Origin of the sequence: Campylobacter concisus (assembly GCF_003049085.1) — a bacterium.
In the GTDB taxonomy this organism is placed as follows: domain Bacteria; phylum Campylobacterota; class Campylobacteria; order Campylobacterales; family Campylobacteraceae; genus Campylobacter_A; species Campylobacter_A concisus_H.
This window is the reverse complement of the sequence record NZ_PIQX01000003.1, coordinates 53,327-74,575: the sequence shown is the minus strand read 5'-3', so window position 1 is coordinate 74,575 and position 21,249 is coordinate 53,327. Positions and strand designations below refer to the sequence as shown.

General features: G+C 37.0%; 23 protein-coding genes. 7 read left to right on the top strand and 16 right to left on the bottom strand.

The window, feature by feature from the left end:
* Positions 1–39: 39 nt before the first annotated feature.
* Positions 40–1,410: a M23 family metallopeptidase gene (locus tag CVT13_RS04310; protein ID WP_107811738.1), complete on the bottom strand. Its 1,371-nt coding sequence runs from the start codon at positions 1,408–1,410 to the stop codon at positions 40–42.
* 62 nt (positions 1,411–1,472) lie between these two features.
* Positions 1,473–2,303 (bottom strand): prephenate dehydrogenase, encoded by an 831-nt coding sequence (locus CVT13_RS04305; RefSeq protein ID WP_084108777.1) that lies wholly within the window; start codon positions 2,301–2,303, stop codon positions 1,473–1,475.
* A gap of 89 nt (positions 2,304–2,392) precedes the next feature.
* On the opposite strand from CVT13_RS04305, the gene bamA reads away from it, so the two are divergent.
* From bamA to recO, 7 genes are all read left to right on the top strand, one after another.
* Positions 2,393–4,648: an outer membrane protein assembly factor BamA gene (gene bamA, locus CVT13_RS04300; RefSeq protein WP_103559653.1), complete on the top strand. Its 2,256-nt coding sequence runs from the start codon at positions 2,393–2,395 to the stop codon at positions 4,646–4,648.
* A gap of 128 nt (positions 4,649–4,776) precedes the next feature.
* Positions 4,777–5,691, top strand: coding sequence for an acetyl-CoA carboxylase, carboxyltransferase subunit beta (gene accD / locus CVT13_RS04295; RefSeq protein WP_107811853.1), 915 nt, complete (start codon positions 4,777–4,779; stop codon positions 5,689–5,691).
* Positions 5,692–5,693: 2 nt separating this feature from the next.
* Positions 5,694–6,149 (top strand): 23S rRNA (pseudouridine(1915)-N(3))-methyltransferase RlmH, encoded by a 456-nt coding sequence (locus CVT13_RS04290; RefSeq protein WP_107785142.1) that lies wholly within the window; start codon positions 5,694–5,696, stop codon positions 6,147–6,149.
* 10 nt (positions 6,150–6,159) lie between these two features.
* Entirely contained in the window at positions 6,160–6,516 is a 357-nt protein-coding gene (gene dksA / locus CVT13_RS04285; RefSeq protein ID WP_035167251.1) for an RNA polymerase-binding protein DksA, read from the top strand.
* Between the two features lie 9 nt (positions 6,517–6,525).
* Entirely contained in the window at positions 6,526–7,524 is a 999-nt protein-coding gene (locus CVT13_RS04280; RefSeq protein ID WP_107811737.1) for a uroporphyrinogen III synthase HEM4, read from the top strand.
* Positions 7,521–8,444, top strand: a complete 924-nt coding sequence (locus tag CVT13_RS04275; protein WP_107811736.1) for a tRNA dihydrouridine synthase — start codon at positions 7,521–7,523, stop codon at positions 8,442–8,444. Before CVT13_RS04280 ends, CVT13_RS04275 begins: the two co-directional genes overlap by 4 nt.
* Positions 8,445–9,059 carry a recombination protein RecO gene (gene recO, locus CVT13_RS04270; RefSeq protein ID WP_021087592.1) on the top strand — a complete coding sequence of 205 codons (615 nt, stop codon included), beginning with the start codon at positions 8,445–8,447 and terminating at the stop codon, positions 9,057–9,059. It begins immediately after the preceding gene.
* 271 nt (positions 9,060–9,330) lie between these two features.
* On the opposite strand, the gene CVT13_RS04265 is transcribed toward recO, so the two are convergent.
* From CVT13_RS04265 to atpA, 14 genes are all read right to left on the bottom strand, one after another.
* Positions 9,331–10,089, bottom strand: coding sequence for a tRNA 2-thiocytidine biosynthesis TtcA family protein (locus tag CVT13_RS04265; protein ID WP_087579673.1), 759 nt, complete (start codon positions 10,087–10,089; stop codon positions 9,331–9,333).
* Entirely contained in the window at positions 10,086–10,769 is a 684-nt protein-coding gene (locus CVT13_RS04260; protein ID WP_107811735.1) for a 5'-methylthioadenosine/adenosylhomocysteine nucleosidase, read from the bottom strand. The genes CVT13_RS04265 and CVT13_RS04260 overlap by 4 nt, the downstream gene beginning before the upstream one ends.
* Entirely contained in the window at positions 10,766–11,695 is a 930-nt protein-coding gene (fabD, locus tag CVT13_RS04255; RefSeq protein ID WP_107811734.1) for an ACP S-malonyltransferase, read from the bottom strand. Before fabD ends, CVT13_RS04260 begins: the two co-directional genes overlap by 4 nt.
* A gap of 9 nt (positions 11,696–11,704) precedes the next feature.
* The gene (locus CVT13_RS04250; protein WP_234411979.1) at positions 11,705–12,307 is read right to left on the bottom strand and encodes an FKBP-type peptidyl-prolyl cis-trans isomerase; all 603 of its coding nucleotides are present in this window, start codon (positions 12,305–12,307) and stop codon (positions 11,705–11,707) included.
* Positions 12,308–12,362: 55 nt separating this feature from the next.
* Positions 12,363–13,205 (bottom strand): tetratricopeptide repeat protein, encoded by an 843-nt coding sequence (locus CVT13_RS04245; RefSeq protein ID WP_107811732.1) that lies wholly within the window; start codon positions 13,203–13,205, stop codon positions 12,363–12,365.
* A gap of 13 nt (positions 13,206–13,218) precedes the next feature.
* On the bottom strand, positions 13,219–13,725 hold the full coding sequence (locus CVT13_RS04240; protein ID WP_002939415.1) for an OmpA family protein: 507 nt from the start codon (positions 13,723–13,725) through the stop codon (positions 13,219–13,221).
* A 64-nt stretch (positions 13,726–13,789) separates the two neighbouring features.
* Entirely contained in the window at positions 13,790–15,046 is a 1,257-nt protein-coding gene (gene tolB / locus CVT13_RS04235) for a Tol-Pal system protein TolB (RefSeq protein WP_009294339.1), read from the bottom strand.
* Between the two features lie 24 nt (positions 15,047–15,070).
* Positions 15,071–16,018: a TonB C-terminal domain-containing protein gene (locus CVT13_RS04230; protein WP_107811731.1), complete on the bottom strand. Its 948-nt coding sequence runs from the start codon at positions 16,016–16,018 to the stop codon at positions 15,071–15,073.
* 1 nt (position 16,019) lies between these two features.
* Positions 16,020–16,418 (bottom strand): biopolymer transporter ExbD, encoded by a 399-nt coding sequence (locus CVT13_RS04225; protein WP_107811730.1) that lies wholly within the window; start codon positions 16,416–16,418, stop codon positions 16,020–16,022.
* Positions 16,419–17,003: a MotA/TolQ/ExbB proton channel family protein gene (locus CVT13_RS04220; protein WP_107811729.1), complete on the bottom strand. Its 585-nt coding sequence runs from the start codon at positions 17,001–17,003 to the stop codon at positions 16,419–16,421. It abuts the gene before it with no gap.
* Positions 17,004–17,393 (bottom strand): ATP synthase F1 subunit epsilon, encoded by a 390-nt coding sequence (atpC, locus tag CVT13_RS04215; protein WP_002939398.1) that lies wholly within the window; start codon positions 17,391–17,393, stop codon positions 17,004–17,006.
* Positions 17,394–17,411: 18 nt separating this feature from the next.
* A complete protein-coding gene (gene atpD / locus CVT13_RS04210) occupies positions 17,412–18,809 on the bottom strand; it encodes a F0F1 ATP synthase subunit beta (protein WP_002939420.1) in 1,398 nt (465 codons plus the stop codon).
* An 11-nt stretch (positions 18,810–18,820) separates the two neighbouring features.
* Positions 18,821–19,708 carry an ATP synthase F1 subunit gamma gene (atpG, locus tag CVT13_RS04205; RefSeq protein ID WP_107811728.1) on the bottom strand — a complete coding sequence of 296 codons (888 nt, stop codon included), beginning with the start codon at positions 19,706–19,708 and terminating at the stop codon, positions 18,821–18,823.
* A 9-nt stretch (positions 19,709–19,717) separates the two neighbouring features.
* Complete coding sequence (atpA, locus tag CVT13_RS04200) at positions 19,718–21,235, bottom strand: F0F1 ATP synthase subunit alpha (protein ID WP_107811727.1); 1,518 nt, start codon at positions 21,233–21,235, stop codon at positions 19,718–19,720.
* Between the last annotated feature and the right edge of the window lie 14 nt (positions 21,236–21,249).

Genomic DNA, 21,249 nt, shown 5'->3' with positions numbered 1-21,249 from the left:
CCGCTTATGATAGCACTAAAAAATCAATTTTGCAAATTTTTAGTTCTTGTCTATCATTGCTTTTGCAGCATCTAAGACACTTGTGATATTGTCTTTTATCCACTTTTTATCCATCCATTGTTGAGGTCTTACCTCTTCACCTTGGACTAAAATTCCAAAGTGAAGGTGATCTCCAAGCGCAAGACCACTAGTTCCAGTAGTACCTATCTGATCGCCAGCTGCCACCATATCGCCCTCTTTTACTCTAGTGCTTGAGCAGTGTCCATAAAGCGAATAAAGCCCAAATCCATGATCTATCACAATATTTAATCCATAAATTCCATTTTCAGATGCAAGTACGACACGGCCGGCATTACTAGCTATTATAGGAGCCGCTGCCACACTTGCAAAGTCTATTCCCATATGCCAAGATTCGCTTACTTGCTCGTTATTATATGTATAGTATCGGTGATCGGCGAAGTCAGCCACTTTTTTACCATTTCTTAGTGGGTAAAATGGTGTCACACTAAAGCCAGTTAACATCTCATCACCAGGATTTGTAGTAAGTGCTGTTATTTTTTCTTCGTTTGAATTTCTAAGCGTTTCATTGACAAATCTCATTTTCTCAAGTCTTGAAAGTGCGCTTGGATCTTTTGCATATTGATCAGTTAGATCAACTATCTTACCATCTAAAAATCTATCATTTAATGCAATAGTTGAAGTTTTATACTTTACATTTTCATAAAAATATCTCACGTGAGATTTGCTCTCGTTGCCTGCAAAGTCCCTAGCAATAACTTCTGCACTAAAATTTTCAACCTGAACTGGCCAAGCAACGAGTGCTGCATAAAAGCCATCTCTATAAAATGGTACTGCTTTAAATTTCTTACCAAAATTTGTCTGGACATAAACCTCTTTTAGTTGATTATCAGTCGCCCTAAAGACCACAACCGCGCTACCACCTTTTGAGATAGAATAAGACTGCGAGTATATGGAAAGGTCAGGTTTTGAAGTATCAAGCACTACTTCAACCTTTTTACTAGCTTTATTGCCAGTAAAAAAACTCCATTTGCTAGTATCTACAGCTTCGATATTCATCTCATAGGTATCTTTTTGAGCAAAAAAGCCAGTCTTTGGAAAGGTTAAATTTACATCAAGCTCGGTACTTGGATTTTGTATGATTTGATTTAATAAATTTAGATCATTTTTCCCATCATTCATACTAATTCGTACAAATTTTATACCACTATCATCTTTAAATTTGATATTCATTGGGGTTTTAAGATTCCAATAAACCTTATCAGCAACACCGATTATCGGCTCATTTCGCTCAAAATCTTTTGACATCAAAGCATAGCCAAAACCACCGGCTAAAATTAAAATTAGCAAAAGCACAACAATACCAAATCCGCCAACTCCACGTCTATACATATATTTTTACCTTAAATTTAATTTGCAAAATTTTACACGTAAATCAATAAATTTTTAGTTAATTACAAAATTTCTCTTACGGCTCTAGCGTCGCTCATCCAAGCAAAAAGTTCATCCCAGCGTTCATCTTTTATGAGATCTTTGCACAAATTTAGCTCTTTTTCAAACATATTTATAGCTTCAACAACATTATTTTTATTTTGCTTAAAGATATCGCTCCACATAAAAGGCGAACTCTTTGCGACACGTATCATGCCTTTAAATGTCGGTCCTCCAAGTGCTACGATGTGCCTTTTATCCTCTTCTTTTAATATCCCGCTAGCAAGCGAAAATGCAATCGCATGAGGCAAATGCGAAATAAGACCCACGTGATGATCATGTTCTTTCGCACTCATAAAAATAATCTTCATGCCAAGGCAAGAAAATAACTCCACGCTTCTTTTTACATGTTTTTCTGCACTCTCAGCAAAGTCGCAAACGATAACAGTTGCGCCAGTGTAAAGTGACTTAAATGCAGCTTCTGGGCCAGAGTACTCAGTACCTGCCATCGGGTGAGCTGGGATGAAATTTTTACGAATTTTTTCTGGCACGGCTTCTATTATCTTTTGTTTAGTCGAGCCAAAGTCGATGATCGTCGTATCTTCGCTAATATCGGTTAAATTTTGCACGATGCTTACGATAGCTTCTACTGGCACAGCTAAAAAGATGATGTCACACTTCTTTTTCATCTCGTCAATGCTTAAAATTTCATGCACCAAGCCAAGTTCAAGCGCTTTTTTGCTGTGATTTTCATCTTTATCATATCCGCTAACACAAGAAATTAATTTTTCATCTTTTAATGCTAGCCCAAGTGAGCCACCCATAAGACCAAGTCCGATGATACCTATTTTCATAAAAAACCTTCAAAATTATAAAATTTAAATTTATTAAAAATAAAATATGATATTATACGCACTTATACTAAAACTCTAGGTTAAATTTAATGAAAAAGAAATTATTTTTATTAGCATTAGCTTTCAGTGGCCTAAGCGCACAAACAATCCAGTCAATAAATTTTAAAGGCCTAATTCACCTTTCGCCTGAAGTAGCAAGCCAAATAATGGGCTTAAAAGTCGGTCAGGATCTGACTCCAAAGCTTAGCGATAAGGCGATCACAAATTTATACAAACAAAACTATTTCGACGATATCTACATAGAAGATACAGGTAATGGCAATCTTTTAGTAGCCGTAAAAGAGAAGCCAAGTGTTGCTAGGGTCGATCTAAAAGGTGTTGTAACAAATGATAAAACTGCGATCGAGTCGCTAATCAACATCAAACCAGGTAATATGTACGATGAGCTTACAATAGAAAAAACTAAAGAGAGAATTCGCCAATATTATGAGTCAAAGGGTTATTTTGATACCGTTGTAGACGTAGAAAAACAACCAGTTGCAGACAACGACAGCTCACTTTTTATAACGCTCAACATAAACCGCGGCGAAAATATGATAATCAAAAATGTAAATTTAGTCGGTGCAAAAGAGTTTGATTATGACGACATTGAGCCAGTAGTTGCAAACAAAAGTAGAGAATTTATGGGCTGGCTTTGGGGCAGAAATGATGGTAAAGTTAAACTTTTTGAGCTTGAAAATGACCCAGCAAGAATACAAGACAAATATTTCCAAAAAGGCTATTTAGACGCGACTATTTCGTCACCTTATTTAAATTCATCGTTTGATAACTACACAGCTGATCTTACTTATTATGTTCATGAGGGTGAGCCTTATAAGGTTTCAAATGTAAGTATTACAGCACCTGAAGAGCTAGAGCTTGATACCAAAAAGATTATAGATGACTTTAGGCTTGAGGCTGGCGATACGATGAACTCAGCAAGACTTCGCCAAGATATGAAAAAGCTCGATGATATGGTTGCTGACAAAGGTTATGCATTTGTAAAAGTCTATCCAAAGACTGATAAATTTGATGAAAATAAAACTGTCGATATTGATTATGAAGTAGATCCTGGCGAAAAAGTATATATAAGAAATGTTCAAATTTCAGGCAATGATAGAACTGTTGACCGCGTTGTAAGACGTGAACTTTATCTAACTGAAGGAAATTTATATAGCAGAACCGACCTTCAAGACTCAAAAGATGCACTAAAAAGAACAAGCTACTTTGATGACGTTGAGATAGAAGAAGATCCGGTTGATAAAAATACAGTTGATTTAAAAGTAAAAGTAAAAGAGGCTTCAACTGGCTCAATAAGCGGCGGTATCGGATACGGCAGCAGCGACGGACTACTACTAAACGCTGCACTTTCTGACACAAATATCTTTGGCTCTGGTCTTCAAGGACAAATAAGCGTAGATAAAAGTGACAGAGAGCTTTCAGGTCAGATAAGTCTTACAAACCCAAGAATTTTTGACTCAGAGTATAGCCTTGGCGGAACACTTTACGCAAATGACTATGACTGGAGAACATATAAAGAGAGAAGCTATGGTTTTAGCACAACACTAGGTAGAAAACTAACTAGAAATTTAAGTGCATCACTTACTTACAACATTGAGCAAAGCAAAATTACTTTAAAAGATGATGAACTAAGAGATATCAACACAAAAACCAAAAAAGAAATTTATAGAGAAGGTAAAGCCATAAAAAGCGCTATAACTCCAGCTTTAACATATAATAGCACCGACGATTATTACTTGCCAAGACGTGGCATCATAGCTAGCACATCATTTGAGATAGCTGGGCTTGGTGGCGATATAGACTTTATCAAAAATCGTACAAATTTTAACTACTACCTAGGCCTTAGAGAGTACATCGACTACGATCTTATCTTAAGATACAAAGCAAGCTTTGGCAAAATTTGGGAAAGAGGATATACCCCGATCAACGAAAGACTTTACCTTGGCGGTATAAGAAGCTTACGTGGTTACGAAAGCAGAACTGTATCTCCAAAGGTAAAATATAATGGCGACTACTACGAATATGGCGGCGAAACTTCGTTTAATAATTCAGCTGAAATAAGCTTCCCTATAATAGATCGTGTCAAAATGCGTGGTGTTGTATTTTATGACTACGGTATGATCGGCGAAAATAGTCTAAATGAGATAAAAAGATCATCAGTTGGTACTGGCATCGAGTGGATAACTCCTATTGGACCACTTCAACTAATCTTTGCAAAAGCTCTTAAACCTAAAGAGGGCGATGATACAAATACATTTGAATTTACTATCGGAAGACGCTTCTAATAAGATACTTTTAAGGGGCCAACTTGCCCCTTTAACCTCTACAAATAAACAAACTTTAAGTCATATAAGAAAAAGCAAGGCAAACATTAGATATAATCCCACAATTTTTAATATAAGTGGGTAAAAATATGAATTTCTCAGATATTTTTTCAAAGATAAGAAAAGCTCAACCTCGTCCAGAAGAAGCACCTACACACTGGGTGAAATGCGATAATTGTCACTCACTGATGTACTACAAAGAAGTTGAAGCTTGTTTTAATGTATGCCCAAAATGTGGCTATCACATGAGGTTAAAAGCTGATGACCGCATAAATTTGATCTGCGACGAAGGTAGCTTTATTGAATTTGATGCAAATTTAAAACCGGTAGATCCATTAAATTTTGTTGATAAAAAATCATACAAAAAAAGAATCACAGAAAATAAAGAAAAAACAGGACGCACAAGCTCAGTGATATGTGGCGAAGGTAAATGCGACGGACAAGAGATCCAGCTAGTTGTTTTTGACTTTGGCTTCATGGGTGGTTCGCTAGCTTCAGTTGAGGGTGAAAAGATCGTAAGGGCGATAAAACGGGCAATAGAAAAACGCCAAGCTTTAGTCATAGTGAGCGCTTCAGGTGGAGCTAGAATGCAAGAGAGTACATTTTCTTTGATGCAAATGTCAAAGACATCAGCTGCTTTAAAACTACTTGATGAAGCGAAACTACCTTATATCTCAATACTTACTGATCCGACAATGGGTGGTGTTAGCGCCTCTTTTGCTTGGCTTGGAGATCTAATAATCGCTGAACCTGGCGCTTTAATAGGCTTTGCCGGTCAAAGGGTCATCAAACAAACCATTGGTGCTGACCTTCCAGAGGGATTTCAAAGAGCCGAGTTTTTATTAGAACATGGCTTAATCGATGCTATTGTGCCAAGAAGCGAACATAAAAAATATATAAGCGATATGGTTAAATTTCTCACAAACAATAAGACAATGCATCAAAAAGATTACCAAGATGAGAGCGGAAATAACTTTGAACTAAAGCTAAAAACCAAAGGCTAAATTTGGAAATTTCAGTTTTTAGTATTCAAAAATCATCACGTGACAACTTTGAAAACGAAATACAAGAATATATAAAAATGAGTGCAAAATTTGCCAAGATAAACGATAAAGTCTTTTTCAATGAAAAAATAGCAAAAGCTCAAAGTGCCGGAAAAAGCGAAGCTTTAAGAGCTTATGATGAAATTTATGAGCCAAATTTAAAAGGCTTTTGCGTAATGCTTGATGAAAATGGCTTACAACTTGACAGTCAAGAATTTGCACAAATTTTAAACTCAAATTCACAAATTAATTTTTTCATAGGTGGAGCTTATGGCCTTAGCCAAAATTTAAAGAATAAAGCACAAAAAATTGTAAGCTTAAGCAAGATGACGATGGCTCATAAGGTTGCCAAGCTTGTACTTTTTGAGCAAATTTTTAGAGCGCTTTGCATAAATGCAAACCACCCATACCACAAATAAAGGAATATAAATGACACAAACTGAGCTAAATTTTTTTAAAAAATTACTTGAAGAAAGAAAATTACAGATCAAAAAAAATATCTATGATTCATCTGTTGAAGTAAATGGCTTAAGAGATAGTGGTGTAAGCGATGAGTTTGATATAGCCTCAGTAAATACAGACCAGCTAATCGAGCATTCGATCTCGACACAACAAAGAGCGGAGCTATCAGAGATAGATGAAGCACTAGAGAAGATAGCAAATAAAACTTATGGAATTTGTGATATGTGTGAAGAGGAGATCAGCATACCGCGACTAAAAGTAAAACCACATGCAAAATACTGCATAACTTGCCGTGAAATAATCGAAAAAACAGCAAAAAACTAAGGAGAAAACATGAAAACTAGAAAATTTCTCGTCTATTGCATAATCTACATAGTAGTTGTTGCAGGACTTGCTTATTCTCTTAATAGTTCTGATTACACATTTGAGCTTTTAGGCCAAACTATAACTTTGCCAATTGCTATTTGGGTCGCTCTTCCAGTAGCTGTTTTAGCACTTCTAGCTCTACTTCATATCGCTTATCATGGATATGCTTTTTATAGATATAAAAAATGGATCAAAAAAGATAGCCAACTTTATAAAGACTTAGCCAAAGAGACACTTCTTGGCTTTGAGAGCAATAAAGACTTCAAAACCGATACTTACAAGATCGCCTCGCAGCTCACTCGCTCTATCTCACCAGTAGGCGAGCTTAAAGATGTCGGTGTAGATGATGCCGAGATAAACAATATCTTACAAACCATAAAAAGTATAAAAAATAAAGAGATCGTCGATCTAAAAAAATTTAGATTAGCAAAAGATAGCAAGTTAAATATCCTAAATGAGATAAACAAAATCGAGCAACTACCTACTTACTATCTTGACATACTTAAAAATCAGGATCAAAATGAGAGCCTTAAAAAAGCTGCATTTGATAAACTCATAAAAGTAGCTTCTTTTAGCGAGATCAAAAGATTAAATTTTGAACTAGCGAGTGAAGATATAATGCTTATTATTACCCGATTTGTAAATGATGAGATCGATCTAAGCAGTGATGAAATTTTTGATCTTTTAAACAACGCAAAAGTGACAAAAGCACAATACGACAAAGTAGCCATAATGCTTAAAAATAAGCTAAAACCAGATGCATTTATCGGTATCTTTGAGAAGCTAAAAAGCATCCATGCTGATGCTGATGAGGCTTACGTATATGCGCTATTTGAGCTTCAGATGCTTGATAAAGTAAGAGAGGCTATCGAAGGTAGCGACCCAGATGAGTTTAAAGAGATAAAGGTCTTGCTGTTTTTACGAGATAACGGCAAAATGGTGCCTAGCTCGTTATTTTTTAAATGATAGACTTTAGCAAAAAGCCACTTTTCTTAGCACCACTTGCTGGCTTTTCTGACTTGCCACTAAGAAGCGTAGTTAAGAAATTTGGCTGTGATGTCACTGTTAGCGAAATGATCAGCGCAAATGCCTTGGTCTATGAGAGCAGTGACAAAACGCTTGAAATGATTAAAAAATCCCCAAACGAAGAGCCTTATGTCGTTCAAATAGCTGGCAATGACACAGAAAATATAAAAAAAGCTGTGCAAATCATCAATAAATTTGATGGGATTTATGGGCTCGATCTAAACTGCGGCTGCCCTGTGCCAAAGGTCGTTAGACAAGGTGCGGGATCGGCTTTGTTAAACGATCTTGACAAACTTCAAAGCATAATCTCAGCTATAAAAAGCGTCTCAAACAAAGAGAGCCTGAGTGTTAAATTTAGACTTGGTTTTAACGACAAAAATGAAGAAAAAATAGCAAAAGCATGCGAAGAAGCCGGCGCAAACTACATCGCAGTGCATGGTCGCACAAGAGCTGGCGGTTATAGTGCAAAAGTTGATTACGAAGCGATCGCTAGAGTAAAGGCGAGCGTAAAAATCCCAGTCGTTGCAAATGGTGATATCAACGCACAAAATGCAGATGAAATTTTAAACCTTACAAAATGCGACGCCCTAATGATCGGCAGGGCAAGCATCGGTAATCCTTGGATATTTCACGAGATAAAGACTAAAACTAGTGTAGATAAGGCGCTAAAACAAAAGATCATCCTAGCTCACTTTGATGCGATGATCGAGCACTACGGTGAGCACGGACTTTGCATATTTAGAAAACACTTGCACCAATACAGCAAAGGCATCGACGGTGCAACAACCTTTAGAAACGATATAAATTTCATCAAAGACGCCCATGTGATGAGAGAGTGTATAAGGGAGTTTTTTGCCTAGATGCAAGGCTACATCCTGCGCGTGCAAAAGGTCAGAGACGAGGACCTTTTAGTCTTTGTGCTAACGCCAAATTTGCTCGTAAAGTCGTATAGATTTTTTGGCGCTCGCCACTCAAACATCATGACTGGCTACAAGATCGACTTTGAGCTAGAGCAAGAGGCAAAATTTCTACCAAAGCTTAGAAGCATACTTCATCTTGGCTTTAAATGGCTGCTAGAGCGCGATAAGCTCATCATTTGGCAGCAGTTCATGCGCCTACTTTATGATCATCTAAAAGAGGTCGAGCAGCTCGATGAAATTTATTTTAATGAGCTTGATCGCTGCGCCAAACAGATGCAGCTACAAAATCCAAAACGCCTTATCATCGAAAGCTACGTTAAAATTTTAGAGTATGAAGGTAGGCTTCACAGCGAGCTTGAGTGCTTCATCTGCGACGAGGAGATAGAGAGCGAGCTTTGCTTAACTCGTGGTTTTTTACCCTCTCACAAGCACTGCCTTGATAGGAGCGAATTTGACGCTAGCAAGATCAAAAATTTGTTTGATACAAAAAGCACGATCGAGCTAAATGACGATGAGATAAACCGACTTTATAAAATTTTACTTGACGGGCTTTAGGCTATAGCTTGCTATTTTAAATAGCTATTTCTTAATGCTTAAAGCACATGGCTATTTTTTAAGCTTCAATTTTCTAAGTTATAAAAATTCTAACCAGTAGCTTTTTGCACTAAATGCTTTTGTATTTGTTGTATATGACAGTTTTGATTTATATACAAGTGCAAAAATTTTATCAATTCATACATTTTGTATTTATTTTGACAAAAGCCAATTAAAATAGAAATATTTATAGCTTGCTTCTTGGGATTAGTCCCAAAAAGTAAGTAAAATTTTACTCTTCACTACTGCTATTGAGAGCAAAAAAAGTATCAGTATGGATATTTTCAAATGCTGCTTTTAGCGAAGTAAAAAGTTTTGGATTTTCTTTTTCTAATGTTGCTAGAAGCTGTTTGGTTTCATATCTAGCATGCGGCATCTTTACGTCAAATCTCATTGCAGGGCATGCTTCATCGCCAATGACTCTTAATTCATTTTTGATAGCATTTTCGCGAAGCTGTCTCTCGCGAATGAAGATAAACGGTCTAATAACCGTGATTCCATTTTTTGCAGTATATTTTGGAGCAAGCGTCCTTAGTGCACCATTATATGTAAAGTTCATAAAAAAGCTCTCCGCTGCATCGTCTAAATGATGAGCAATCGCGAGTTTATTAAAACCATGCTTTAAGGCGTAAGTATAAAGATAACCTCTTCTCATACGAGAAAAGAAACTACAAAAGCTAGAATTTTTACGGATTTTCTCTTTTGAAATTTCAAAGATTGAGCTATCTATTACTTCGTGCTCTATTCCGTGCTCATTGCAATGCTTCGTAAGATAAGCGTAGTCCTCACCCATGCCGTAGCTTAACGTTACTGCTTTAAACTCAAATTTCTCAGGTGTAACGTTTTGGATATGCTTTAGTACGTGAGCTAGTGCGAGGCTATCCTTACCACCGCTAAGACCAAGCAAGATCTTATCTCCGCCCTCTATCATCTTGTATCTGGCATTTGTCTGACCAACTTGCCTAAGAAGCCTTTTACTAAGCTCTATCATAAATTTTCTACCATTTCAAGTATAAATTTTGCACTAACATTTGCTGAATCTTGTAAGAATTTATCAAAGTCAAACTCTGCTGCATCACCAGCTCCATCGCTGATAGCTCTTAGTATAAAAAATGGCACATCAAGTGTTTCGCAAACTAGCGCAACGCTAGCACCTTCCATCTCGGTAGCGCTCGCATTAAATATCTTTTTTATCCAATTTTTCTTTTCATTATCGCAGATAAACTGATCTCCAGTCGCAATAATACCAGCACTTAAGCTCATATCTTTTTTATCAGCTACCTTTTTTGCCAGTTCATTTAGTCCTTCATCACTTTTGACAAAGATACTTGTGCCTGGCACATAGCCATAAGGATGGCCAAAGGCCGTGATATCAAGATCATGTTGCACTAAGCTAGTAGCATAAAGCATATCGCCTATTTTTAGACTCTCATCAAGTGAGCCAGCTACGCCAGTAAAGAGCAATTTTGAGGCCTTAAATTTTTCTATTATCAAAGTTGCTGTTATAGCTGCATTTACTTTGCCTATCTTTGAATAGGCAATGACTAGCTCTTTTCCTTTATAGTTTGCTAAGTAAAATTTATTATTTGCATATTGAACAGTTTTATATTCACCAACCATTTCAAGGATCGGTGTTATCTCCTCTTGCATAGCTCCAAGTATCGCTATCATCTCTCCTCCAAAATTTTCACAACTTCTTCAAGACTTGCCATATCAGTAATACTATAAGTTGGCTTTTCAGTAATTTTTTTATTGATGCCCTTTAACGTCGCAGCGCCAAGCTCGATAAAACAATCAACATTATTTTCATAGTTTTTAATGCTTTGTTTATAGCAAACTGGTTTTATTAGCTGCTCTTTTAGCAGGACTAGTGCTTCGCTTTTATCAGTATAAATTTTAGCATTTACATTTGAGACAACTGGAGAAAATTTAGTAGCCAAAGTACTCTCAAGCTCACTTGCCAGCCTAACACTAGCTGGCTCAAGTATCGGACAATGGCTTGCTACTGACATATTTAAAAGCATTGCTCTTTTTGCGCCAGCTTCTTTAAATTTTGATTCATAGCTAGCAAGATCAGCTCTTACACCAGCGACAACAATTTGTCCATCGCAGTTGTAGTTTGCAGCATAAATTTGCAAACCTTCTTCTCTTGCTTTTTTACAAATTTCTTCAACCACTTCATCGCTAAGTCCAAGAACTACCATCATGCCGGCATCTTTACCAACGCAGGCTTCTTGCATAAATTTACCACGTAAGTTTACAAGCCTAATCGCATCAATAAAATTAAATGCTCCACTAACTGCAAGAGCAGTAAATTCTCCAAGTGAGTGCCCGAGACTAAATTCTGGTTTTTCTTTAATAAAATTTGAAAAAGCCAAATAAGTCATTAGTGAGTTTAAAACGATAGCTGGCTGAGTAAATTCTGTTTTATCCAACTTATCGTTTTGTGTAAATAAAAGCTCTTTGTAATCAATGCCAGTATCATTACAAGCATCATTTAAAAGTAATTTAGCAGTAGAAAAATTTTCGTAAAAGTCTTTTCCCATACCAATACTTTGCGAGCCTTGGCCCGCAAAAACAAAAGCAAATTTTTTCATTTTAGCTTCTTAGTGATGGTGATGTCCGTGTCCACCGCAACCGCAACCGCCATCCTCGTGTCCGTGTCCATGACCGTGTCCATGACCACCGCAGCACTCATGTTCATGCTCATGATCGTGACCACCGCAACCGCAAGTATGAGCCCCAGCTACCATGCCTGTTGCTTTTTCATCTTCTGTCGCATCTCTAACTTCTAAAACTTCAACATTAAATAGCAAATCTTTACCAGCATATGGGTGATTAAAATCAACTGTTACTTCGTCATCTTTGATCTCTTTAACAATAACACGAACGCTTGAGCCATCCTCATTTTGACCAAAAAGTTCCATTCCTTCATGCAAATCTATACCAGCAAATTGTTCTTTTGGTAACGACTGAATGGCTTCTTTATTATATTCACCACAACCCTCTGCTGCCTTTACACTTATAGTTGCTCTTTCGCCTGATTTTAATTTGCTTACTTCTTCTTCAAGCTTTTCTATAATATGGCCATGCCCTGTAATAAAAGAAATTTGACCACCTTCTTGCATATTTGACTCTAAAATTTCGCCAGTATTAGCGTCTTTTAGCTCATAAAACATTGTTATAACTTGATCTTTACTCACAATAATCTCCTTGGAATTTAGTTTTGATTAATGTGAGATTATATCTAAAAAAGAGTAAATTTTAGTTTCTGTTGGGAGCGGCTTTGGCTTCTTTGCTATCTGGATAGCCTACTTTTAAAGCCTTATAAAACCTGTTGGCACTTTGAGTATCACCGATCTTATCAAAGCTTATAGCTGTGTGATACAAAAGTTTTGGAGTGTAATCAGCCTTATCTTCACTTTGTATACTTTTTTTATAGTATTGTATGGCCGTACTGTATGATTTTTGACTATAAGCAACTTCACCTAGATAATAATTTGAAGCACCAGTTTTGTAGCCTTTTTTATTTAAGTATTCAAAATATTCAGCTGCTTCTGTGCTATTGCCAGAATTTAAAAGCTTAATGCCATCAGCTAAAATATCCTTGTCGCTTTTGCCACTAAAATTTGAAGTTGGCTTATTTTGTTGTTTTGGATTTGCACTTTGCTTTGGTTGAGCAGCATTTTTATCCATTATCGCGCCTAATTTATTTAAGGCAGCAGTAATATTTTTATAGTTTTTATCTTGTATATCCCTAGTCTCATCAACATAAGCTTTTAATGATGTCAAACTTACACCAGAATCGCTTATACCGCCATTGACTTTGGTTTCGATATCGTTCATTCTTTGCTCAAGCTTGTTCATCCTAGCACTCATGCTCTCGATCAAGCTTTGCAAACCTTGAAGTTGTTCTGAAACATTATCCATGTTTTCTTCGATATTTTGAACGCTTCTTTTGTTGCTTAGAGTTGCCTTTTCATCATCTGTTAGTCCATATGGATTTGCGCTATCCATATTGCCTGCGTCAAATGCTGAAACTTCTTGAGCTGAACTTATAGAGAAAGCGGCTCCAAGAAGAGCCGCAATGATTATTTTTTTATTCATTATTACTTACAGATTAAGGAAGTACTTTGAAATCTGCACGTCTGTTTTGAGCGTCGCAAGCTTTTGTTTTGTCTGTACAAACTGGGTTGCTTTCGCCAAAGCTTACTACAGCGATTCTATCAGCGCTAACGCCATTTCTTACAAGAGCGTCTTTAGCACTTTTAGCACGTTTTAGACCAAGAGCATAGTTATACTCATCTGTACCCCACTCGTCGCAGTTACCTTCTACTTTTATAGAAAGAGCTTGAGCGTCAGCTTGGTTAAATACTGATGCATTTGAGCTAACAACACCTTGTTGGTCAGCTTTGATATTAAATTTATCAAAGTCAAAGTATACACTTTTAACTTGGCTCTCGATGTTAGCGATAAGAGCTGCTAATCTATCAGCATCACTCATGCTACCTGAGTTATCTGCAGATTGATTTGAATTTGCATTCATATCAACTTCAGGGTTTTTAGAGCTACAACCGCTCAACAATAAAGTTGCAACTGCAACACTTGCTAGAACTACTTTTTTCATTCCATATCCTTTTTGAAAAATTTGGTCGAATTATAACATATTTTTTTTAAATATTACCAGAATATTACCAATCAATAGATTGAATTTTACCTACTTTTAGTGGAAATTGGAAACTTCTGTTCTCATTTAATCTAACAACGCCAAGCGAGCTTTGACCGCCAAGTTCTTTGATAAATACGACACTTTGACCATCACTTGAAAATCTTGGATAGTTGTTTTTACCATTTGCTGTAAGCTGACGGATAAAATCTGTTTGAGTTGAGATTAGATAGATATTAAAGCCACCACTAGCCTCTCTACTTGAATAAACTACATAGTTTTCAAAAGTGCTTACTGAGTTATTGTTTTTGCCATGAAATACCATTTGCTCAACACTTCCGCCTGAAGTTGCAGGTGTTGCGAAGATATTTGGATATCCAAGTCTATCTGAAACAAAAACTATTCTGCTGTCATTATCTACGAAATTTCCATTTACATCAATGCCTGGATAGTTTGTTATCTGAGTTAATTTTTTGCTACCTGTATTATAGATGAAAATATCTGGTTGATCTTTTGGAGCCATGGTTAATAGAATTTTACTTCCATCTTTGCTAACATCAGATGCTATAAGCATACCCATGCTGTCTATTATCTTTGTTTTTGTGCCAGAATTTAGATCATATCTAAACAAAGTTGGTCTGTTATTTACATAAGATGTATAGTAAAATTTACTCTGATCAGCGCCTGCCCATTTAGGGAAGATATTTAGACCGCCACTTACTATTGTCTTTTGATATGTAAGTGTGTAATCAGCTACTATAATAGAGCTTTGGCGAGCTGAAGTGTATTTTGCTAAGATGATAAATTTCTCCATCCAGCCAACTGGTGGTAAATTTAGCTCATTTGTTAGCTCAACTATACTTTTGTGTGCCAAAAACGGATACTTTGCACCATCAGGCATGTTATAAACTCTCTCATACCTTGTAGTTGCAGTCTTTGCATCGATGAGTTTTACTCTTAAAGTAAGAGGTGAACCCATAGAACCTTCAAGAGCATATCTAAAGATAAGCTCAACACCTTTGTCGCTCATTGTATTTGTAGCTGCTGTTCCCTCATAGGTTGAAGGCACGTGATCTTCGATAACCTCAAAGTCAGAGCTAACTTTCAAGTCACCTAGCATGATCTTAAAGAATTTATCTTTAAAGCCAGCATCACTAACAGCTGTAGTTGCATCTTGCAAAGCTATCTTTGGCAAAGCAACACCTTGGTTTATAACAGATATCGTCGCATCAGCAGCATAAAGCCCTAGAGCAACGCACAAAAAAAGAAAAATTTTCTTCATCTCTACTCCGTAAATTTATAAATTTTAGTTTATTTTATCTTCTAAATTTAAATTAAAAGTAGTACTTTTGTCTGGATTAAATGGAAATTTCTCTGCAGTAAGCTTTTCCAGACACTCTCTAACCTTTGCATTAAACTCTTCATTATATGATAGCTCTAAAATTTCATAGCTAAAATTTCCACTCTGATCTATCATAACTTTTACCTTAGCTATATTTGCAGAGTCAGCTTTATAGCTTTGCCATCTTCTTTGGATTTGTTTTGTTATCGCTCCCATCAACGGATCATAAGTGCCGGTCATTTGTGACTTTGGAGCTGTTGGGTTTTGATCTATCTTTAAGCTCTTGATGATGTCGCTAGCCTCTTTTGCAGCTTTTGAGCTAGAAGCCTCGCTTTTTTTACGGCTTTGTACTTTATTTTCAGCCTTTTTTATGCCATCATCTTTTTTAAGTTTAGTCGAGTCTATATCACTAAAGAGATCTTTTATGTTTGGCTCTTTTGGTTTTGGCTTTTCAACTGGCTTTGGCGTAGGTTTAGGCTCAGGTTTTGGCTCTGGCTTGACATCCTCTTTAGGCTCTTCGCTAGGTTTTGGGATTTCAGGTTTTGGTTCTGGTTTTTTAGGCTCAGATTTTGGCTCTTCTTTTGGAGGAGTTGGCAAGCTTGGAGTTGGTAATGGCTCATCTGGCACAACAGGTTTATTTGTAGTCTCTTGCTTATCTTCTTCAGATTCCTTTTTAGGTTCAGGCTTTGTCTCTTTAACTACTTCATCTGCTTGTTTTGGAGCTTTAATGGTTTGATCAACTTCTCTATCAACCATAACCACATCCATAATAGCATCTTTATCATCAGTATATTTTTTAGGAGGTTCGCTAAAAAAAGTAAGCTTTATAAACAAAGCAAGCACAATGATAATGTAAATGCAAAACGCTACAAAAAACGAACTAAGCGTTGGAAATTTAACTTTATTAGGCATCTTAACCGTTTGTCTCTAAAGCTACTTTATTAAAACCAGCACCTTTTAAAGTCTTTAATACAAACATAACATCATCGTATTTTAAATTTTTATCAGCCTTTATGTATATAGGCGAGGTTTTGTCATATTTTGCACTCATTAGTGCAATGTTATCTGGAAGTTCAGCAAGGCTCATTGTACTTTGATCTATCCTAACTTGTCCTTGTGCATTTATAGACACTATAAGATCTTTTTGTTTAGAAGTAGATGTTTTTGCCTTTGAGCCATCTGGCAATGTTATATCTTCTTGATATGTTATAGTTGGCATAGTAACCATTAAAATGGCTAGTAAAACAAGCATAATATCAACAAGAGGAGTTATATTTAGCTCTGGTGTCTCATCGGTAAATTTAACGGCCATTTATAGTATCTCATCATCTTTTTTAAGTGCTATCATAACATCAGCCTGACGCTCAATAACACTCATTAATTCATAAGCTTTTCTTTTTATGAGTAAATTAAATGTATATGCTGGGATGGCAACAAAAATTCCGCAACCAGTTGCAACAAGTGCCTCTGAAATAGCTGGAGCGATAATACCAAGTGATGAACCTGTGCCATTTCCTAGCTGCGAAAATGTCTCCAAGATAGATACGACTGTTCCAAAAAGACCGATAAATGGAGAAGTAGAAGCTATTACACTAAGCCATGTAAGCCCACTTGTAGCATTCTTTTCGGCAATGCTTATGCAAACATTTAGCTTTTCTTTTGAAATTCTACCACTTGCACACTTCTTTAAAGATGAGTAATTTGGTATATTCTTAGCGCCCATAAGTAGTGCTTCAAGCGCATTTTGCTCGCGTTTTTGCCAAGCGCCTATGCCAGCCATTCTTGAAAAAAGAATTGTGAAACTAACTATAAAATATATTGACAACCAAGTTAAAACTATAATTGTAATAAAACTACTTCTTTGAATGTAATTTAAAAATATATCTATTCCGCCCACTTATCTTGCTCTCACTACATTTTCCATTTTTGATATAGTTGCTGCAAAAGCATTTGTATCACTGCTCATACTCTCTATCAAATTTCTAGCAGCTTCTAATGAATTTGCAAGCTCGCTTTCACTATTGCCAGAGACATAGACCGCACCGTCAGCTAGTATAACTACTTTGCCCTCGTCGATCTTTGCATAACCCCAGTTGATAGCAACTACATCATGCTTTTTATGCTTATCTTCTATATCTATAATACCTGCTTTTAAAAGAGATATTAATGAGGCGTGGTTTGGCAAAACACCAAACTCACCCTCGCTACCTGGAAGCACTACACTACTCACGTCATCATTAAATATCTGACCTTGAGGAGTTACGATCTCTAAATGTAATTTATCCATTACGCTTCCTTTTTAAATTTAAGCCTTAAGTTTCTCAGCTTTAGCTAAAGCCTCATCTATATTTCCAACCATATAAAATGCTGCTTCTGGTAGATGGTCATATTTACCTTCTAAAATTCCCTTAAAGCCAGCGATATTTTCGTCAAGACTTACGTATTTACCAGGGCTACCTGTAAATACTTCAGCAACGAAGAATGGTTGAGACAAGAATCTTTCTATCTTTCTTGCTCTATCAACAGTTAGCTTATCTTCTTCGCTAAGCTCATCCATACCAAGGATAGCGATGATATCTTGAAGGTCTTTATATTTTTGAAGCACAGCTTGAACGCCGCGAGCTACCTTATAGTGATCTGCTCCTAAAATTTGTGGATCGAGCATTCTTGATGTTGAATCAAGCGGATCAACAGCTGGATAGATACCTTTTTCTGCGATCGATCTATTAAGAACCGTTGTAGCATCAAGGTGAGCAAAAACCGTAGCAGGAGCTGGATCTGTAAGGTCGTCAGCTGGAACGTAAACAGCCTGAACAGAGGTAATTGAGCCTTTTTTAGTTGATGTGATTCTCTCTTGAAATTTACCCATCTCACTTGCAAGAGTTGGCTGATAACCAACAGCTGATGGGATACGTCCAAGTAGAGCTGACATTTCTGCGCCTGATTGAGAAAAACGGAAGATATTATCAATAAACATCAAAACGTCAAGTCCCATCTCATCACGGAAATACTCAGCCATTGTAAGACCAGTTAGCGCGATACGGTTTCTTGCTCCTGGTGGCTCGTTCATTTGGCCATAGCATAAGGCAACTTTATCCAAAACGTTACTTTCTTTCATTTCGTGATAAAGGTCGTTACCTTCACGAGTTCTCTCACCAACGCCTGCAAATACAGAATAGCCGCTGTGTTTAAATGCAACGTTGTGGATAAGCTCCATAATAATAACCGTTTTACCAACACCAGCACCACCAAATAGGCCTACTTTACCACCTTTTGCATAAGGAGCTAGAAGATCAACTACCTTGATACCAGTTTCAAAAATTTCACTCTTCGTACTTTGCTCTTCAAATGGAGGAGGATCGCGGTGGATAGACCAATGCTTATCAAAATTTATACCCTCGCCCTCGTCGATCAAATCGCCAACTACGTTAAAAATTCTACCCAAAACTTTTTCGCCAACTGGCACACTTATAGGTGCACCAAGCGCTTTAGCCTCTAAGCCACGAGTCAGACCCTCGCTCATATCCATAGCGATCGTTCTGACTCTATTATCGCCTAGGTGAGCAGCAACTTCTAATATTAGTTTATGTTTCTTGCCCTCAACCTCAAAGAAAACTTCGATAGCTTCATTGATCTTCGGCAAGTAGTCATTAAAGTCAACATCGACCACAGGGCCCATAACTTGACTAATAACACCCTTCATTCATACTCCTTTTATTTCATTGATTCAACACCACTGATGATCTCAATAAGCTCAGTGGTAATAGACTCTTGTCTTGCTTTATTGTAAGCAAGATTTAACTGTTTGACGCGTTGTTTTGCATTGTTTGTTGCATTATCCATAGCTTGCATTCTAGCACTGTGCTCAGCCGCCAAAGAGTCAACTAAAGCATAATACATACTATACTCAAAATATTTATTGAGCAATTCATCCATAATCTTAGTATAGTTGTCTTCTGGCTCAAATTCCATCAAAGAATTTGTCTCAACCGCAACTATCTTAGACGGCTCAATAGGCACAATATCATTTACTCTAATCTCTTGAGAAATCATATTTTTATAGCCATTGTGTATTAGTACGACCTTATCTGTTATGCCGTTTATAAAGTCATCAATGGCGTCTTTTATGATCTTTTGAGCTTTTTCATATGTAGGAGAAGAGCTAGCTCCGACGTAAGTCTCAAGTAGTTCAACGCCTTGGAAATTGAAAAATTCTATACCTTTTTTACCAACAGCTCTTAGTCTAACTTTGATCTTTTTGGCTTTTAGCTCATCGATCATGCGCCTAACTGTCTTTATAGTCTGGACATTAAAGCCACCGCAAAGCCCTTTATCAGCGGTAACAAATATAATATCAACCTTTTCTACACTCTTTGTTGTATTAAAAAATTTACTCTCAGTCATAACTGAAGCATATTGATTGATCTTATAAGCTATCTCTGATAAAACCTCATTGATCTTAAGTGCGTAAACTCTAGAGTAGCGTGCAGCTTCTTCAGCTTTGCGAAGCTTTGCTGTTGAGACAAGTTTCATCGCACGCGTCGTCTTTTGAGTGTTCTGGACGCTCTTAATCTTTCGTTTTATATCTTTTAAATTTGACATATCTTAGCCCTAGTTAGCGGCAAAAGTCGCTTTAAAATCTTTCAACGCTTTATGTAAAATTTCTTCTACTTCTTTATCAAGAACCTTTTTAGTTCTGATCTGCTCAAAAATTTCAGGGTATTTTGCCTCGATATATGGATATAGCTCTGCTTCAAATTTTGTTACATTTGTAGTTGCAACGTCATCTAAATAACCCTTAGCACCAGCAAATATAATAACTACTTGATTCTCAACTGGAAGCGGAGAATATGGAGGTTGTTTTAGTACTTCAACCATCTTTTGACCACGCTCTAGTTGTTTTCTCGAACTCTCGTCAAGGTCGCTTGCAAATTGAGCAAACGCTTGTAGTTCGCGGTATTGAGCAAGGTCTAGTCTTAGTGTACCAGAAACTTGTTTGATAGCTTTGATCTGAGCCGCACCACCAACACGAGATACAGAAAGACCAACGTTGATCGCTGGACGGATACCTGAGTTAAATAGGTCACTCTCAAGGAAAATTTGACCATCTGTAATAGAAATAACGTTTGTTGGAATATAAGCTGAAACGTCTCCTGCTTGAGTCTCAATAATAGGTAGAGCTGTTAAAGATCCCGCACCTAGTGCGTCATTTAGCTTACTTGCTCTTTCTAGAAGTCTTGAGTGAAGATAGAAAACGTCGCCCGGATAAGCTTCACGGCCTGGTGGTCTTCTTAAGATCAAAGACATCTCACGGTAAGCAACCGCGTGTTTTGACAAGTCATCATAGATTATTAGCGCGTGGCGAGAGTTATCTCTAAAATATTCACCCATTGTTACACCAGCATAAGGAGCAAGGTATTGAAGCGCAGCTGCATCGCTAGCACCAGCATTTACAACTATCGTATAGTCCATAGCGCCATACTCTTCAAGTTTTTTAACGACTTGAGCAACGGTTGATTGTTTTTGACCGATAGCTACATAGATACAAATGACATCTTGACCTTTTTGGTTGATAATAGTATCGATAGCAACTGTTGTTTTTCCAGTTTGGCGATCACCGATAATAAGCTCTCTTTGACCTCTACCGATTGGCACAAGTGCGTCAATCGCTTTGATACCTGTTTGAAGTGGCTCATGAACGCTCTTTCTAGCCATAATACCTTTTGCTTTTTCTTCAACAAAGCGAGATTCGGTAGCTTCAATTGGGCCTTTTGCGTCGATTGGCTCACCTAGTGAATTTACAACACGACCGATCAATGCATCGCCAACTGGAACGCGTAGAAGTTTTTTAAGTCTTTTTACAGAACTTCCTTCTGTGATACCGCTAGTTTTTCCAAGGATAACTATACCAACACTGCTCTCTTCAAGGTTAAGAGCCATACCCTTTTCGCCGCTTTCAAACTCAACCATTTCGCCAGCCATAACGTTTTTCAAACCATAAACGTTAGCAACGCCATCAGCGACTGAGATGACTTTACCGGTCTCTTCTATATCAACACTTAAATCAAAATTTTCGATACGCTCTTTGATTATCGTGCTAATTTCGTCAGCTTTAATTTTTACACTCACGCTTTCACTCCTTT

Excerpts from the sequence above, each read along its gene's own strand:
- CVT13_RS04265 (WP_087579673.1), bottom strand. The coding sequence starts at position 10,089 with ATGATAGAGCTTAGTAAAAGGCTTCTTAGGCAAGTTGGTCAGACAAAT.
- CVT13_RS04305 (WP_084108777.1), bottom strand. The coding sequence starts at position 2,303 with ATGAAAATAGGTATCATCGGACTTGGTCTTATGGGTGGCTCACTTGGG.
- CVT13_RS04260 (WP_107811735.1), bottom strand. The coding sequence starts at position 10,769 with ATGATAGCGATACTTGGAGCTATGCAAGAGGAGATAACACCGATCCTT.
- fabD (WP_107811734.1), bottom strand. The coding sequence starts at position 11,695 with ATGAAAAAATTTGCTTTTGTTTTTGCGGGCCAAGGCTCGCAAAGTATT.
- tolB (WP_009294339.1), bottom strand. The coding sequence starts at position 15,046 with ATGAAGAAAATTTTTCTTTTTTTGTGCGTTGCTCTAGGGCTTTATGCT.
- CVT13_RS04310 (WP_107811738.1), bottom strand. The coding sequence starts at position 1,410 with ATGTATAGACGTGGAGTTGGCGGATTTGGTATTGTTGTGCTTTTGCTA.
- dksA (WP_035167251.1), top strand. The coding sequence starts at position 6,160 with ATGACACAAACTGAGCTAAATTTTTTTAAAAAATTACTTGAAGAAAGA.
- CVT13_RS04230 (WP_107811731.1), bottom strand. The coding sequence starts at position 16,018 with ATGCCTAATAAAGTTAAATTTCCAACGCTTAGTTCGTTTTTTGTAGCG.
- CVT13_RS04275 (WP_107811736.1), top strand. The coding sequence starts at position 7,521 with ATGATAGACTTTAGCAAAAAGCCACTTTTCTTAGCACCACTTGCTGGC.
- bamA (WP_103559653.1), top strand. The coding sequence starts at position 2,393 with ATGAAAAAGAAATTATTTTTATTAGCATTAGCTTTCAGTGGCCTAAGC.
- atpC (WP_002939398.1), bottom strand. The coding sequence starts at position 17,393 with ATGGATAAATTACATTTAGAGATCGTAACTCCTCAAGGTCAGATATTT.
- atpG (WP_107811728.1), bottom strand. The coding sequence starts at position 19,708 with ATGTCAAATTTAAAAGATATAAAACGAAAGATTAAGAGCGTCCAGAAC.
- CVT13_RS04225 (WP_107811730.1), bottom strand. The coding sequence starts at position 16,418 with ATGGCCGTTAAATTTACCGATGAGACACCAGAGCTAAATATAACTCCT.
- recO (WP_021087592.1), top strand. The coding sequence starts at position 8,445 with ATGCAAGGCTACATCCTGCGCGTGCAAAAGGTCAGAGACGAGGACCTT.
- CVT13_RS04245 (WP_107811732.1), bottom strand. The coding sequence starts at position 13,205 with ATGAATAAAAAAATAATCATTGCGGCTCTTCTTGGAGCCGCTTTCTCT.
- CVT13_RS04280 (WP_107811737.1), top strand. The coding sequence starts at position 6,526 with ATGAAAACTAGAAAATTTCTCGTCTATTGCATAATCTACATAGTAGTT.
- CVT13_RS04240 (WP_002939415.1), bottom strand. The coding sequence starts at position 13,725 with ATGAAAAAAGTAGTTCTAGCAAGTGTTGCAGTTGCAACTTTATTGTTG.
- atpD (WP_002939420.1), bottom strand. The coding sequence starts at position 18,809 with ATGAAGGGTGTTATTAGTCAAGTTATGGGCCCTGTGGTCGATGTTGAC.
- accD (WP_107811853.1), top strand. The coding sequence starts at position 4,777 with ATGAATTTCTCAGATATTTTTTCAAAGATAAGAAAAGCTCAACCTCGT.